The organism is Nonomuraea sp. NPDC049750 (assembly GCF_040659625.1).
In the GTDB taxonomy this organism is placed as follows: Bacteria; Actinomycetota; Actinomycetes; order Streptosporangiales; family Streptosporangiaceae; genus Nonomuraea.
In genome coordinates, this window is the sequence record NZ_JBFANB010000046.1 from 53,055 (window position 1) to 68,683 (window position 15,629).

Here is a 15,629-nt window from a genome sequence, read left to right on the forward strand (position 1 = left end):
GCGAGAATGCGATACCCCGAGGCACCGATACGGCCGGAGCACAACGAGGTCGGCGGCCTGGTCTTCGACGACCCCTACCAGTGGCTGGAGGAGGACGACGGCGAGGGTGTGGCGGCCTGGCAGAAGGCCCAGGACGAGCTGGCCCGCTCCTACGTACACGGCTGGCCGCACCATGAGGCGCTCGCGGCCCGCGTCGATGAGCTGGTCGAGCAGATGGACGCCCGCAACCTGGTGGTTCCGGTGCGATACGGGCCGCGGTGGTTCCGCGGGCGCATCCCCGACGGCCGGGAGCTGATGGTCTTCGAGACGGCCGACGCCCCCACGGGCCCATGGCGCATGGTGATCGACCTCAACGAGCTGTCAGACGGTACGCCACTGCGCATGAGCCCGCAGCCCTCCCCTGACGGCAGCCTGCTGGCGTACTCCCTGGACGCCGGGGGCCGCGAGCTGCCGGCGCTCAAGGTGATCGAGATCGACACCGGGAAGGTGCTGCTGGACGGCGTACCGCAGCAGCGGCCGGGGCTGGTGGCCTGGCTCCCCGACGGCAGCGGATTCTTCTACATGGCCAACGAATCGGGGGCGGCGCAGGTACGGTGGCGGCTGTTCTTCCACCGGCTGGGGCAGCCGGCGCCCACCCAGCCAGAGCCGCTGGACATCCCCCACATGTTCGCCATCCCCAAGATCTCCCGGGACGGGCGCTGGGCGCTGGTCCAGGTCGACCATCTACGGCCCCGGCCGCACTTCATCGCCCGCCTGGACGGCCCCTGGGAGTGGCGCGAGTTCATCACCGACGCCGCGCACCTGTACAAGGGCGTGCTCGTCGACGACTCCTACGTGGCCGTCACCACGGCGGGCGCCCCGCGAGGCCGGCTGGTCCGCATCCCGCTGGACAGCCCCGGTGACCCGGACACCTGGACCGAGCTGGTGCCGGGCGGCGACGCCGTGCTCACCGGCGTGACCCTGGTCGGCGAGCGGCTGGTGCTCGGCGAGCTGGTGGACACCGTCTCGCGCATCCGTATCCTCGGCCTGGACGGCGCGGATCTCGGGGAGGTCCCGCTGCCCGGCCAGGGCTCGGTCAGCTCGATCGCTCAGGGAGTCGTCGCCCTGGGAGTGATGGACCAGGTCGTGGGCTGCGAGAACGCCATCACCTTCGGCTACACCTCCTACACCCAGTCCCCCACGGTGTACCACTACGAGCTGGAGTCGGGGGCCCTGACCGCCCTGCAGGGGTCGGGCCACACCCTCACCGGGCTGGTCACCACTCGCGTATGGGCCACGTCGGCCGACGGCACGCGCGTGCCCTGCACCCTGGTCCACCGCGCCGACCTGGACCGCTCGCGGCCACAGCCGACCCTGATCCAGGGGTACGGCGGGTTCAACATCGCCGTGCTGGCGTCGTACCTCGGCCCCCTGGCCGCGTTCGTGGAGGCGGGCGGGATCTACGCCCACGCCCATGTGCGCGGTGGCGGGGAGTTCGGCCTGGAGTGGTGGGAGGGCGGGCGGCTGCACGCCAAGCAGAACACCTTCAATGACCTGTACGCCATCGCGGAGCGGTTGATCGCCGACGGGGTCACCACGCCCGACCGGCTGGCGGTCCAGGGCGCCTCCAACGGCGGGCTGCTCACGGGCGCCGCCGTGACCCAGCGGCCGGAGCTGTGGCGGGCGGTGGTCTGCGGCGCCCCGAAGCTGGACCTGATGCGCGTCGCCCGCGACCCGCTGGGCACCGCCGCGACCCTCTCCGAGTACGGCAATCCCAACGACCCGGCCGACGCTCCTGTGCTTATGGCCTACTCGCCGTACCACAACGTGAAACCGGGCACGGCCTACCCGGCGATCCTGCTGGACGCGGGGGCCAACGATCCTCGCTGCCCGGCGTGGCACTCCCGCAAGTTCGCCGCCAGAACGCAGGCCGCCACCACCTCGTCCCATCCTGTCCTGCTGCGCGTCTGGTCCGACGCGGGCCATGGGGGGACGAGCTGGAGCACGATCGTTCAGCAGCAGAGCTTCTGGCTGGCGTTCGTCATGCGGGAACTGGGTCTGGTGCCTGACCTTTAGTGATATTGGATGCGATATCGCTAGATCACCGATATCGCTATTAGACAGCGGATGATCACATCTGCTTTGCTCCAAGCTTCTGACAGATGAGAAGCAAGGATTTCGGCATGCGACACTTCCGCGTCCGCCGCGTCAGCGCAGCGCTCCCCGCGACCTCGTTGGCGCTCTCCCTCCTGTCCGGCAGCGCTCTCGGCGCGGGCTCGGCCTCGGCCTCGGCCGTCGCGGCGTCCCCGGCCGTTTCGGGCGAGGCTCAGGTCAGGAAGGAGTTGCGGGCGCTGGAGGTGTCCTTCAAGGGCCGCATCGGGGCGTACGCCATCGACACCGCCACCGGCAAGACGGTGACGTACCGGGCGGGCGAGCGCTTCGCGTTTCTGTCCACCTTCAAGGCGCCGCTCTGCGCGGCCGTGCTGAACAAGGCGCGCACCTCCGAGCCCGGCCTGATGAACAAGCTCATCAAGTGGACGGCCGCCGATATGACGCCCAACTCGCCGGTCACCGAGAAGCACGTCGAGGACGGCCTGACGGTCGCCCAGTTGTGCGAGGCGGCCATCACCAAGAGCGACGGCACCGCGGCCAACCTGCTGCTCAAGCTGATCGGCGGCACCGCCGGGCTGACGAAGTACTTCCGTACGCTGAAGGACCCGACATCCCGGATGGACCGCCTGCACCCCGAGCTCAACGACTGGACGCCCAAGGAGAAGCGCGACACCACCACGCCCGCGGCCATCGCCCGCGATCTCCGCGTGCTCGCGATCGGCGACGCGCTGGAGGCCAAGGATCGGGAGCAGTTCAACGCCTGGCTGCTCGCCAACAAGACCGGCGCCGAGCGCATCCGGGCCGGCCTGCCCAAGACCTGGACGATCGCCGACAAGACCGGCACCAACTCCGACGGATTCGGCGGCGGAAACGACATCGCCGTGATCCGCTCCGAGCAGGGTGCCGCTCCCATCGTCATGGCCATCTATACCAACCGCACTCCGGGCCTCCCCACCGACAACAAGACCATCGCGAAGACCGCCACCATCCTGGCCCGGGGACTCGGCAAGCTCTGACGCCGCCTGCCAGTCGGCACCGTGACCTCGCTCGACGTCCTCCCGTCATGAGGTGATCAAGGGTAGGGATGGGGCTCGGGGTTGATGGCGCCGCCGTAGTCGGCGAATCGCTTGTGCAGCAGGGGCGGCGCGCTGGGCGGGCACAGGCTGAGGGTGTCCGGGGACCAGACGCGGCAGACCGTGAGCCCGAGGTGGCGGATGTCCGGGGTGGTGAGGTCGAGGTAGCCGAGCTGTTTCCCGGTCTTGGCGAAGGCCGCCACCAGCCCTTTCACGCGGCCGCGGAGGTCCGGGGCCGCGTCGGGGGGCAGGTCACGCGCCGAGACCTCCACATGGACGGCGAAGCGCTTGTCGATGATCGCGGCGTTGGCCGGATCTGTGTAGTAGGCCACGTTGTCGTCGAGATCGAAGAAGCGGTCCTTGTCAGTGATGTCGCTGTCCTCGATGGCGGCCTTGGCGGCCATCCAGTTGGCGTAGCGGAACACCGCGACGGCTTCGAGGAGGGCCTTGTACATCGCGTGGCCCAGGCGCTGGTCGCTGCCCAGGCCCGCGACGACCGGCGCGTTGCCGGGGTGGTCGTCGCGGTAGACGCAGGCGACGGTGAAGCCGGGCAGGTCGGGACTGGGCAGGAGGTGGAACTCCGGGGGCGGCGTGCCCGGCGACCAGTGGCGGTCGATCAACCGGGCCAGGGCCCGCAGGCGGCCGTCAAGAAGGATCTTGACGGAGGGCTGACCGCCGTACCAGTGCCCGATCACGCAGTCGAGCTGGATGAGCTCCTCCAGCGCGCCGAGCAGGGCTTTGCCCGGGTCGCTGTGGGTCGCGGTGCCGGTGGTCACCGCGGCGTTCACCCAGGGCTCGCCCTCCTTGCGCCGCGGCAGGTAGCCGACCAGCGTGAGCTGGGCGGGCATCCAGTAGGTGTCGTCCGAGGTGAGCGAGTCGGCGGGCAGCCAGCTCATCGGGGCGTCGGGGTCGAAGGGCTCGAAAAGGAAGCCGTCGCGGCCGAGCTGCTCGTCGGAGAAGAACGACAGGCACTGAGCTGACGGAATCCCGCGGCCACCGCCGCTCATGGCACGGTGACTGGCGAAGCGGAGCCGGTCGCGGTGCAGGGCGAGGAAGGAGTGGTGGCAGTAACGCTCGGCCGACTCCCCGAGTGACTTGATGAGGGGCTCGTCGAGCAGGATGCCGGCCCCGCCCAGGTGGTGGCGCTCGGCCGGGATCGGCCGGGCGTCGTACAGGACGTGCACGCCGGTGAGTTCGGCGCCCGCGATGGCGATGCGTGGTTCGCCACGTGAGCGGGCACTGAACTTCAGCCGCGGTATCAGGCCGCACACGGGGTTCAGCATGCGCCGGGCCAGCATCCGGGTGCCGGTGTCGAACGGTGTGGTCCGCGGTACGAGGCCCGCGGCGGAGCCGTGGTCAGCCACTGAGCCACTCCTTGGCCTGGAAGTAGAGCTCGGGTTCGTCGCGCTGCGCGACGGGCGAGCAGGCCGGACAGCCGGGGATCTGCAGGACCTCGCTGACGGTCGTCTCCCAGGTGGGGAGGTAGACGCACAGCATCTTGCCGTGGGTGAAGGAGGCGCCCGTATGGGCGAGGTTGATCGCTTCCAAGGCGAGATGGGAGCAGAGCAGCGAGGACAGCGCGGGCAGCATGGGCGGACGTCCGCCCGATGCCTGCGCGGTGGTGAGCGCGTTCTTGTATCGGCGGTAGCCCGCGCCGTCGGCGAGGTTCATCGTGATGCGCGTTTCCAGACAGCTGTAGCAGGGTCCGCGACCCGGGTGGAAGGTCGGGCCGACGAACAGGAACGGCCCGTCGATCGTGCCGTGCAACCAGGACATGCCGACTTCCAGGGCGACCCTGTTGAACAGGCTCACCACCACCGGATCAACGCGGACACCGGCCCACACGGTGATGCCGCCCTCCCAGGAGGCGAACGTCTCGGCGACTTCGTGCAGCCGCAGCCCGTGCGTGGTCCAGCCGGTGTCGGCGTCGTTGAGCACCTCAAGGGCGGGATCGTCGCTGGAGTCGGTCACGTCGAGCTCCGGATCGCTGGCCGCGATCAGCTCCGTGACGCGGGCGGCCATAGCGCCGTCGCCGATCACCCGTATCGGACGGGCGGGTGGCGGTGGCCCGGCGAGCAGGTCGGCGTAGTGGTCGAGATAGTGGTCGAGCGCGTTCGTCGCGGTGTCCTCGATCACGTCGAGTGTCCGCAGCTGCTCCAGGAGCGCGGACATCTCCTCCATGCCGATGTTCGCCCGCGAGGCGAGCTCGGCCACCTCCCGGGAGCCGTCCAGAGCGTTCACCACCGAGAACAACCAGCCGCGCCGGGCTTCGTCGGTGATGGTGTGTGAGGTGGCGCTCCACACGCCCTGCCTGAGCTCGACCGTGTCGGGATCATGCCCGATGACCGAGAATGACCGCTTGATACGGGGTGATGCGGGCTGTGTCACATCTTCTCCTGCAGACGCGGTCGGCTCTTCTTCTGGTGATCTGGCCGGTCGCCCGGCCGGCCGAGGACGATCAGATGCAGCAAGGCGGTCCGCAGCCCGTCGACCCGGAGGACCTCGTGGGCCTCCTCGTCGTAGTAGGTCGACCAGTCCGTGCCGGCCAGGCCGAGCGCGGCCGCGGTGAGATGGACATGCTGGGCCATCGCCCCCACCTCGTGCAGCACGAACCGCAGCCCGCGCGGGCCGTACTTGCGCATCGAGCGCCATGGGCGCCCGACGAACAGCACGATGAGCGCCGCGCGGTCGATCGGCAGTAGGTCGGGCAGCTCGTCCAGGCCGCAGCGCAGCAGCGCGGCCAGTTGCTGAGGGCCGCCGTGGCGGGCCAGGCAGTCCAGGCGGGGGGCGTAGCGGTACAGGCCCGGCTCCAGGTCCGTCACCTCGCGTGCGGCGAGGTGCAGCTCGACCGGGTACAGCCCGCCGCCGCTGGGGACGGCTCGGTGCGGCCGTCCCGCCTCGTGGCCGAAGCACGCTCCGGCGGCCCGTAGCAGCGCGGCGGTCTCGGGCAGCGTCACCGGGGCTCCGCTGAACGAGCGGGTGCTGCGCCGGGCCGCGATCGCCTCATCCAGCGCCATCCGCGCCGGCGCGGGATCCGGCAGGTCGACGCGGCGTGCCGCGGGGATGCTCTCCTCATCGGTGTGGCTCAGCGTCTCCATGCTCGCCGTCGTGAGGTAGTCGGCGACCGAGCGTTGCAGCTCACGGTCGTGGCGGCGGAGCCGGCTGGCGTACAGGAACTCCTCGGCGGGCGAGGCCGACCGGGAGATCCCGAGATGGGAATGCCGGAGCTGGTTGGTGTGGAAAGCCGTGCTGTCCAGCCATGGGCTGACCGCACGGAAGAAGTTGGTGCCGAGCGCGGAGCGCAGCACCGGCGTGTTCTCCATCTGCACCGATCCTTGAACGAGGTGGGCCGGGTTCGGCGGGTGCCGTGTCCCGGTCCGAGGACCGGGACACGGCACCGCTTCTCGCGTTTACTCCTCCATGGCGACGGCGGCCGAACTGCTGCTGCTGGTGATCGGGGCGACCAGAAGCTTGCCGTCTTCCATCTCGATCGGGCAGGCGCTCAGGGTTTCGGTCGAGGTGCTCGTCGAAAGCATCTTCTCTCTCCTTTCGTGCGTGAGGGTGCCGCCGGTGCGGACTGAGTGCCTCACCGGATCCTCGCGATATCTGATCGCGGGGCTCGTGGGCCGGGCCGTGGCCCGGGTGTCTTCACACCTGCGGACCTGGTGCGGCCGGCGGGCGCGTCGGTTGATCTATTCGGCGTAGTCCGAGGTGCGCGACGGACAGGGCGCCCTGCTGGAACAGCGCCGTGCCCGTAGTGGTGAACTCCAGCCAGTCGGCGAGCGCCGTCTCATCGCGATCGGCGATCCCGCACCCGCGCAGCCGGGTGGCCCAGGTCGCGAAGGTGCGCGCGTAGTCGTCGCGGTGGGTCCGTACGTGGATCGGCTCCCACCAACGCCCGCAGGCGGCCAGGAGCCGGTCGAGCGTGAGAACGGTGCCGGTCAGGCGCAGCCGTCGCATCGCCTCGACGTATCGTGCGGCCTCGGCCGGCCAGCTCTCGCTGTGGCCCCGGATCGTGCTCTCCAGCGCCAGGCGGGCGCCCGGCCTGGTCCACGCGTGTGCGTGGGCGAAGAACCCCGTGTAGGCGTCGGGCGTGCCGTCGACATTCTCCAGGTTCTCCAGGAGCCCGATGCTGACGACCGCGTCGTAGGGCCGGTCAGGGTTGAAGGCGCGGTAGTCGCCCTGATGGATGGTCACCCCGCGCAGCCGCAACCCTTCGGCTTCCTGGCATGCGTGATCGGAGGCGTCGACACCACACGCGGCTGTGACACCGCGTTCTCGGCTCAGATAGCTCAGGAAGCCGCCGTAGCCCGAGCCCACGTCGAGGACGCGTGACTGGGCGCTCACCTCCGCCCAGTCACTCAGCAGCCGGAATTTCGCGAGCTGGGCGGCGTCGAGGTCGTTCGTCGCCTCCCACAGCCCGCAGCTCAGCGCCATGGACTTGCCCAGCCAGCGGCGATGTGCGGCAGCGTCGAGCTTGGTGACAGTCATGTGGAAGCCTTAAGGGAGTGCGCGTGATCAACGCGACCATACCCGATCAGTGACTGTCCGTAGCGCTACGATTACCTAGTGTCGCCGTGATGCATCGTTGTCTGTTGTCGGTGCTCAGTCTTGATCTCGGAGGATCCCCCGTCCACTGACAGAGACGGCGTTGGGCAGGAGCAGCGCCCCGAGTGCCAGCCCGATCAGCCCGGCGACGACCGGCGCCCCGGTCCACAGCTCGGGCACGGCGGGCAGGCCGCCCCCGATGGCCGAGGCGACCCCGATGTACAGCGACCAGGTGGCGAAGGCCGACAGCCCGGCGAAAGCCCAGTAGGCGCCGCGCCGCTCACCCGACGGCCGCAGCCAGCGGATGAGCAGGTCGCTCACGACCCCGGCCATCACGAACGACACCAGGATCGGTATATTGCGGAACCCCGTCTGGGCAGCCGGCATGAGCGCTATCACCGCGTACATGACGGTCACCGAGCCGAACGGCAACAGCCAGCGGCGCACCAGGAACAGCACCGGGCCGAGCACGACGACGTTGGTGACGACCATCGCGACGGCCACCTGCTCGGCGCCCGGGCCCAGCGCCACGGGGCCGGCGCCTCCCGCACCGCCGCCCGCGTTCTGCAGCATGGACAAAGCCCGGACGATGCCCTCGGGGCGGTACTTCATGGCGCCGCCGTACGACAGGAACAGCGACACCAACGTGGTGGCGAACGCGAGCCCGATCAGCGCCGGCAGCAGGCGGCCGAGCGACGGCCGGGCGCCGACGTCGGGGGCGTTCCATACCGAGCGCAGCGGTGTCGTGATGATGAGCATCATCGTCACGACGAGGCCGAGGTGCGACGGGCTGAAGAAGATGTTGATGGTCGTCTCGATGCCGAGGATGGTGTGCCACATCATGTCGGCCAACCCGAAGACGGCGAATGCGGGAATCGCCACCAGCCCGGCGAGATAACCGGTGGGGACGGCCGCCAGACCCTGCCGCCCGGCGCGCACGTTGCGCCACACCTGCCAGATGATCCAGCCGGAGACCACGGCGAAGCCGGAATAGAACACCGCGTGCCATGGAGTGAAGAACGTCTCCAGCTGCGCCAGGTTGCTGTGCGCCCAGGCGTCGATCATCAATCCGACCCCGAACCAGGTGCCGAGCAGCGCCGTCACCAGGTCTGTCCTGGGAGACACCCATCCGCGGGGCTCTCCTGTGTCTATCACTAATCGCCGAATGCCGGCGGCGTCAGATGCCACTTCGTGCTTCCTTTTCCGTCTATCGAATCGCTTCATTCCGGGCCGCCCATCGGATGTGGACCTCTGCGCGGGGGCCGGTCAGGCTGTTTCGGCGCTGAGGGCCTGCGCAACGGGCCGGCGTGCCGCCAGGCGTGCGGGCAGGGCAGTGAGTGCCGCCGTCGCCAGGAGAGTCGCGAGTGCGGCGCCGAGCAGCCACAAGGAGGGAGGGTCCACCGTGTTCCTGGCGGAGAAGAGCGAGAGCAGGCCCATGCCCAGAGGGATGCCGATGACGGCGCCGGGCAGGCTGGGCAGGAGTTGAGCGGTGGACAGGCCCGCGGTGATCTGTCCGGGGGTGGCGCCGAGCGTACGTGCGATGGCCATGTTCGCCCGGGCCTCTATGGCCGTGGTCCAGGTGAACGTCAGGGTGTTCACGACGGCGAGCGCGATCAGCAGGATGGTGACGGCGAGCATCAGCCGGCGGTCGTGCTCGCCCCGCAGGTTGGGCAGGACGGAGGAGCCGTCCAGGCCGTAGCCCCGCTCCGGCTGGACGTAGATGGTCAGCAGGGCGACGATCGCGATCACTGTGGTGGCGGTGGAGCACGCCTGCAGTGCGGCGCGGCCCGGCCGGCGGGCGGTCAGCCGCAGCCCGAGCAGCAGCGGCGTGGGCAGCAGCGCGGACAGCGCGGTGAGCCAGGGCCGGTGACGGGGCTGGCGCGCGGTGGCGGTCAGCGCCGTGACGGTCGCCGTACGCATGGCCCGCAGCGTGGGACGCAGCGTGGACAGCACCGCCACCGCCACGGCGAGGGCGGTCGCCGTGACGATGGTGGCGCCGTCGGGCCCGCCCACGTCGCCGATCCGGCTGGCGGTGGGGCTGGCGATGGCGGGCGCGGTCAGGCGGGCGATCACCAGCCCGAGCGTGTCGCCGATCAGCGCCAGCACCAGATACTCGGTGAGCAGGACGGTGGCGATCAGACCCGGGGTGGCGCCGACGGCCTTGAGCAGCCCGGCCCGGCGCGTCTGCTCGACGGCGCGTCCCGCGGCCAGCGCCGCCACTCCGGTGATGGCCAGGAAGCTGAGCAGCCAGCTGCCGACGACCAGGATCGGCTGGCTGTTCTTGAGGATGACCAGGTCCTGTGTCTCCTTGAACTGCCAGGAGTGGAAGTCGACCCTGACGGTGGTGTCGCTGTGGGCGTCGATGAAGGCCTCGGTCGCGGCGGGGTCGCGCAGCTTGAGGTCCACAGCCGTGGTCACCGAGAGATCCTTGGATGACGCCAGGGCCCGGGCATCCGATCGGGTCATCCAGGCCAGGCCGCTGGCGTCGCTGGGGCCGCCGCCCGGGCCGATCTGCGCCGCCCAGGGGTAGATGGAGGTGGCCGCGGTGACGGCGATCCCGAGGACGGGGTACGAACGGCCGGAGATGGTGACGCGGTCGCCGACGCCGACGCCCAGCGCGGTGGCGAAGCCGCGTTCGAGGACCGCGCCGCCGGAGCGTACCCAGTGCCCCGAGGTCACCAGCGGCCGGTCGACCGGGCCGGGCGTCTCGGCGAAGCCGTGCACCACCACGGGGGACGTCGTGGAATCGCGCGTGGTGAGGTTGGCGTAGACGATGCGATAGGGGCCGTGGTGGGCGACTACCTCGGGAGCGTCCGCCAGTGCGGCCAGAGCCGCGGTCTCGGCGGGGCCCGCGTCGCCGGAGAGCGCCACCACGTCCGGCCCGGCGGTGGCCGCGCGGGTCTGTTCGTACAGCGCGTCGCTCACGCCGCCCAGCGACAGGCCCAATGCCATCGTGGCGGTGGCCACGGTCACCGCGAGCAGGAGCATCGCGGCCTGGACCTTGTGTCGCCGCACGTCAGCCAGCACCAGGCGGACGACGAGCACGATGGAGCCCATGCCGTTCAGCCCTCCAGCCCGATCAGCCCGCCGAGGCCGCGCGGGTGGGAGCCGGCCAGCCGGGTGTCGTCGACGAACATTCCGTCGCGCATCGAGATCAGCCGATCCGCGGTGGCCGCGACCCGCTCGTCATGCGTGACGATCACGAAGGTCTGGCCCGCGGAACGCAGCTCCTCGAAGATTCTCAGTACGTCGAGGGTCGCCGCGGTGTCGAGATTGCCGGTCGGCTCGTCGGCCAGGACGACCAGCGGTTCGTTGACCAGCGCGCGAGCGACGGCGACACGCTGGCGCTGTCCGCCCGACAGTTGCGACGGCAGATGCCGGGCACGGTCGGCGAGCCCGACCCGTTCCAGCAGCAGGCTCGCGCGCCGCCTGGCCTGGCGGCGCGAGCGTCCGGCCAGCAGCGCGGGCAGCTCCACGTTCTCGGCCGCGGACAACTCCTCCACCAGGTGGAAGGCCTGGAAGATGAACCCCACCGACCGGCGTCGCAGGCGCGCCAGAGCCCGCTCGCTCAGCGTGTCGATGCGCCGCCCGGCCACCCACACCGCTCCATCGGTGGGCCGTTCCAGGCCACCCAGCAGGTGCAGCAGCGTAGATTTCCCGCAGCCGCTGGGCCCCATCACCGCCAGCGTCTCCCCCTGAGGCACCTCCAGGTCGGCCTCGTCCACCGCGCGGACCCGGCTCTGCCCCTGACCATGCGTCTTCACCAGGCCGCAGGCCCGGACCACGGCACTTGACACGTTCATGCGCCCTCGACTTCGTCATCGGCCTTGGACCAGGCCCGCTCACAGGAATCCAGCCAGCGCAGGTCCGCCTGCAACCGCAGCACGACCCCTTCCAGCAGCAGGCCGGCGCCCGACCCCGGCGGCTCGGCCAGTGCCGCCTGCTGCACCTCACGCAAGCGGCGCAGCAACTCACGGCGCTGGGCCGCCACCAGTTCGACCGGGTCGGCGAGCCGGGCCGCGGCGGCCGCGGCGAGCTTGAGGTGGAACTCCGCCAGGTCCGGTTTCGGCCAGCCCACCTCGGCCAGCCAGGCGGCCACCCGCTGCTGCCCGGCCGGTGTCAGCTCATAGACCTTGCGCTCGGGCCGCTCGGGCAGGCCGTCCGTCCGCTCACAGACAACGAGCCCGGCCTTTTCCAGCCGGGCCAGCGTCACGTAGATCTGGCCGCGGTTCATCGACTCGCCCAGCGGGCCGAGAGTTCGCTGCAGCCGAGCGTGCAAGTGGTACCCGTGTGACGGCTCCTTGGCGAGCATCGCCAGCACTGCGTCCTGCACTCCATCCCCCTAACGGTTAGCCAATAGATAGCGGTTACCCGTAGGAGGTGTCAAAACGCCGCACCAGGCGCCTTCGTCGTCAGCGCCTGGACGGTGGTCGGCCCATGTATGGGGTTGGAACGGTTATGGATTTGTCTGCAACGCGAGAGGGCCGAAGGCGTGCCCGGCCCACAGCTCACGGGAGGTCTCCTCCGGATACGCTGTTACGTCGGGCTTGGTGTCGATGATCCAGGTGTGCCGGTTCTGCGGCTCGTACGCCGGCCAGCCCGGGTCTCCGGCCGTGGCGAAGGCGATCCATGCCGCTCGAACCTGGGCCGACAGCTCGGCCGCGGTCGGGGACGGATCCTGTCCGATCAGCATTCCCGCCGCGCCGGCGGTCAGGTTGCCGAACGTCAGTGGCAGGCCGAGCCCATGACAGGCGCCGAGGATGGCTCCGCCCATGCCGGGGGCCGGCCAGGTCAGCTCGTACAGGTAGGCGCGGCCGTGCCTCTGGCGAGCTTCGGCCAGGCGTAGGGAAGGCATCCGGAACAACCAGTCGGAGTGCACCAGCTCGTACAGCCGCTCCTCGTCGGCACCCGGGTAGGCGGCCCGGTAGGCCTCCGGGTCCGGGGCGAGCACCCGCAGCGCGGTGTCCGCCCGCTCGGCGGTGATCTGGCCGGTGTCACCGCTGATGGCCATGAACAGCCGATACTCGTCGCGGTTGTGACCCACGATCAGCTCCACCTCATGCGCGGCCCCGTCCGCCAGTGACCGCCACGGCACCGCGGGCAGCACCTCGCCGTCCACGACCGGCGCGAACGGCGTTCGGACGTGCGCCGCGTGGCCCCACCGCGGGCAGTCGCCCATCTTCTCCGCCACCGCGTCCCCGGCCTCGATCAGCCGCTCCGGCGACAGGCGGGCGAGTTCGCCCGCGAGCGGGGACAGGCCCAGCTCACCGGCTACCGCGGCGCCGATGTCGGCGGCCAGCTCAGTGGAGAAGAACGGGCCCGGTACGCTCTGCGCGATCGCCCGGTGGAACAGACCGGCGGCGCTGGGCATCGTCATCAGCGCCGCGATGCTCCCGGCGCCGGCGGACTCTCCGAAGACGGTGACCCGGTCCGGATCGCCGCCGAAGGCCGCGATGTTGTCCCGCACCCAGCGGAGGGCTGCCACCTGGTCCAGGAGCCCGCGGTTGGCCGGTGCCCCCTGGAAATGTCCGAAGCCCTCGGCGGAGACCCGATAGTTGAAGGTGACCATGACGACGCCGTCCCGGGCGAGCACTCGGCCGTCGAAGAGGGGGTCGCCGGACCACCCGTACATGTAGCCCCCGCCATGAATCCACACCATCACCGGCAGCCCGGCGGCGCCCAGGTCGGGGGACCAGACATTGACGGTCAACCAGTCGCCGTCGGCGCCGTCCGCGCTGGCGGCGCCCAGCAACCTGGACTGCGGCGGCCGCGGACCGAACGCCGCGGCCTCGCGTACCCCGTCCCACGCCTCGGCCGGCTCCGGTGCGGCCAGCCGCAGCGCGCCCACCGGCGGGCGCCCGAACGGCACGCCGCGGAAGACGGCCACGCCGTCCTCCATCCTTCCGCGCAGCCGTCCCGTGCCCACCTGGACCTCCGGGTGTGCGGATCCGATGGCGCTCATGGCACGCTCCTCATCCGGGGATGCCGGCTCCCACAGCCGGGCGCGGCCATCTTCGCCCGAACCGCGGGTTCGCCGCACCTCGTTATTGAGCGGGTCGCCGCCGCCACCCATACGACGTCAGCTCCGGCCACGCGCTCGAGAGCACGGCTTCAAGCCCTTAGGGCTGAGTCCGTTCAGAGGGCGCGGCGGGAACGACGCAGGACAGAGCGCCGCGCAGAATCGCGGCGAAGGATTCCGTATTGCCGGGCTCGAGCCAGCGTCGCCCCGCCACCCGGATGGCGGCGGCGACCGCGGCGGCCGTGACGGCGGGGAACAGGTCGCGCTGGGGGTCGGTGCCGGTGCGGGCCGCGATCGCCTCGGCGAGCGGGCCTTCCGCCATGGTGAACGCCCTCAGCGCCTCGCCCTCCAGCTCGGGCGTCGACATGATCATGCGCAGGCCGGCCTTGTCGGGCTCAGGGTCGGTGTAGAGCTCGATCACGGCCGCGATGACGGCCTGGTCGAGCGGCTCCCCGGCGGGCCGGGCGCGCAGCGCCTGCCCCACCCGGCCGGCCTGGTCGGCCTGGAAGGCGCAGATCGCCTCCGCCCTGCTGGAGAAGTAGTTGTTGTAGGTACGGGATGAGACTCCCGCGGCCGTGGCGATGTCATGGACGCGCACCAGAGCCAGCCCGTTCGGGCCCTGCTCGATGGCCAGGCGCAGCGCGGCGTGGCTGATCGCCTCTCGGGTGGCCTGCTTGTTGCGCGCCCGGAGGTCGGGGGCGTCGTCGTTCATGGGAGCGACACTATCGGATGATGCGTGACACGCACTAGGTGCGTGTCACGCAAGTTGTGGGTAGAGTGCGACGGGACGCCTGGCACTCGCCCCTGGAGAGTGCCAACCGGCGGGGTGTGCCGGGACGGCGAGGTCCGTCTGTCGGCGGGCCGTCCGTCGCGGGCGCCGTCCCGGACAGCCCCCTATCGAGAGCAGGAGCAGGAATGGCTTCGAAGATGATCGCGTTCGACGAGGACGCCCGGCGCGGCCTTGAGCGCGGCATGAACCAGCTGGCCGACGCGGTCAAGGTGACCCTGGGCCCCAAGGGCCGCAATGTCGTGCTGGAGAAGAAGTGGGGCGCTCCCACGATCACCAACGATGGTGTGTCCATCGCCAAGGAGATCGAGCTCGAGGACCCGTGGGAGAAGATCGGCGCCGAGCTGGTCAAGGAAGTCGCCAAGAAGACGGACGACGTCGCGGGTGACGGCACCACGACGGCCACCGTGCTCGCCCAGGCGCTGGTGCGCGAGGGCCTGCGCAACGTCGCCGCCGGCGCCAACCCGATGTCGCTGAAGAAGGGCATCGAGTCGGCGGTCGAGCGGGTCAGCGAGGAGCTGTCCAAGCTGGCCAAGGATGTGGAGACCAAGGAGCAGATCGCCTCCACCGCCTCCATCTCCGCCGCCGACCCCGAGATCGGCTCGCTCATCGCCGAGGCGATGGACAAGGTCGGCAAGGAAGGCGTCATCACCGTCGAGGAGAGCAACGCCTTCGGCCTGGAGTTGGAGCTCACCGAGGGCATGCGCTTCGACAAGGGGTACATCGCCCCGCTGTTCATCACCGACTCCGATCGGCTCGAAGCGGTCCTGGACGATCCGTACGTGCTGATCGTCAACGGCAAGGTCGCCGCCAACAGGGAGGTGGTGCCGCTGCTCGACAAGGTCGTGCAGTCCGGCAAGCCGCTGCTGGTCATCGCCGAGGATGTCGAGGGCGAGGCTCTGGCCACCCTGATCGTCAACAAGATGAAGGGCGTCTTCCGGTCGGTCGCGGTCAAGGCTCCGGGGTTCGGCGACCGGCGCAAGGCCATGCTGGGCGACATCGCGGTATTGGCCGGTGGCCAGGTGATCTCCGAGGAGATCGGCCTCAAGCTGGAGAACGCCACCCTCGACCAGCTGGGCCGCGCCCGCAAGGTCGTGGTGACCAAGGACGA

Annotated in this window: 14 protein-coding genes; 3 read left to right on the top strand and 11 right to left on the bottom strand. The window is 70.4% G+C overall.

Annotation, left to right across the window (positions count from 1 at the left end; genetic code table 11):
* Window positions 1-6 precede the first annotated feature (6 nt).
* Both AB0J16_RS55215 and bla read left to right on the top strand, forming a co-directional pair.
* On the top strand, window positions 7-2,055 hold the full coding sequence (locus tag AB0J16_RS55215; protein WP_358556004.1) for a prolyl oligopeptidase family serine peptidase: 2,049 nt from the start codon (window positions 7-9) through the stop codon (window positions 2,053-2,055).
* 107 nt (window positions 2,056-2,162) lie between these two features.
* Window positions 2,163-3,107 (top strand): class A beta-lactamase, encoded by a 945-nt coding sequence (bla, locus tag AB0J16_RS55220; RefSeq protein WP_358556007.1) that lies wholly within the window; start codon window positions 2,163-2,165, stop codon window positions 3,105-3,107.
* Window positions 3,108-3,163: 56 nt separating this feature from the next.
* Here bla and AB0J16_RS55225 read toward each other — a convergent pair whose 3' ends face one another.
* The 11 genes from AB0J16_RS55225 to AB0J16_RS55275 form a co-directional block, all read right to left on the bottom strand.
* Window positions 3,164-4,528: a YcaO-like family protein gene (locus AB0J16_RS55225; RefSeq protein WP_358556010.1), complete on the bottom strand. Its 1,365-nt coding sequence runs from the start codon at window positions 4,526-4,528 to the stop codon at window positions 3,164-3,166.
* Window positions 4,521-5,552 (bottom strand): TOMM precursor leader peptide-binding protein, encoded by a 1,032-nt coding sequence (locus AB0J16_RS55230; RefSeq protein ID WP_358556014.1) that lies wholly within the window; start codon window positions 5,550-5,552, stop codon window positions 4,521-4,523. The genes AB0J16_RS55225 and AB0J16_RS55230 overlap by 8 nt, the downstream gene beginning before the upstream one ends.
* Window positions 5,549-6,487, bottom strand: coding sequence for a SagB/ThcOx family dehydrogenase (locus AB0J16_RS55235; protein WP_358556017.1), 939 nt, complete (start codon window positions 6,485-6,487; stop codon window positions 5,549-5,551). Before AB0J16_RS55235 ends, AB0J16_RS55230 begins: the two co-directional genes overlap by 4 nt.
* Window positions 6,488-6,574: 87 nt before the next feature.
* Window positions 6,575-6,700 carry a hypothetical protein gene (locus tag AB0J16_RS55240; protein ID WP_357957063.1) on the bottom strand — a complete coding sequence of 42 codons (126 nt, stop codon included), beginning with the start codon at window positions 6,698-6,700 and terminating at the stop codon, window positions 6,575-6,577.
* Window positions 6,701-6,812: 112 nt separating this feature from the next.
* Window positions 6,813-7,655 carry a class I SAM-dependent methyltransferase gene (locus AB0J16_RS55245; protein ID WP_358556020.1) on the bottom strand — a complete coding sequence of 281 codons (843 nt, stop codon included), beginning with the start codon at window positions 7,653-7,655 and terminating at the stop codon, window positions 6,813-6,815.
* Window positions 7,656-7,769: 114 nt separating this feature from the next.
* The gene (locus AB0J16_RS55250; protein WP_358556023.1) at window positions 7,770-8,837 is read right to left on the bottom strand and encodes a hypothetical protein; all 1,068 of its coding nucleotides are present in this window, start codon (window positions 8,835-8,837) and stop codon (window positions 7,770-7,772) included.
* A 141-nt stretch (window positions 8,838-8,978) separates the two neighbouring features.
* Entirely contained in the window at window positions 8,979-10,769 is a 1,791-nt protein-coding gene (locus AB0J16_RS55255; RefSeq protein ID WP_358556026.1) for an FtsX-like permease family protein, read from the bottom strand.
* A gap of 5 nt (window positions 10,770-10,774) precedes the next feature.
* Window positions 10,775-11,515 (bottom strand): ABC transporter ATP-binding protein, encoded by a 741-nt coding sequence (locus tag AB0J16_RS55260; RefSeq protein WP_358556029.1) that lies wholly within the window; start codon window positions 11,513-11,515, stop codon window positions 10,775-10,777.
* The gene (locus tag AB0J16_RS55265) at window positions 11,512-12,045 is read right to left on the bottom strand and encodes a PadR family transcriptional regulator (protein ID WP_358556032.1); all 534 of its coding nucleotides are present in this window, start codon (window positions 12,043-12,045) and stop codon (window positions 11,512-11,514) included. The genes AB0J16_RS55260 and AB0J16_RS55265 overlap by 4 nt, the downstream gene beginning before the upstream one ends.
* Before the next feature lie 123 nt (window positions 12,046-12,168).
* Window positions 12,169-13,674, bottom strand: a complete 1,506-nt coding sequence (locus AB0J16_RS55270) for a carboxylesterase family protein (protein WP_358556035.1) — start codon at window positions 13,672-13,674, stop codon at window positions 12,169-12,171.
* Window positions 13,675-13,831: 157 nt separating this feature from the next.
* Entirely contained in the window at window positions 13,832-14,443 is a 612-nt protein-coding gene (locus AB0J16_RS55275) for a TetR/AcrR family transcriptional regulator (protein WP_358556038.1), read from the bottom strand.
* Window positions 14,444-14,646: 203 nt separating this feature from the next.
* On the opposite strand from AB0J16_RS55275, the gene groEL reads away from it, so the two are divergent.
* The coding region (gene groEL / locus AB0J16_RS55280) for a chaperonin GroEL (protein ID WP_358556041.1) at window positions 14,647-15,629 on the top strand (983 nt) is incomplete at its 3' end.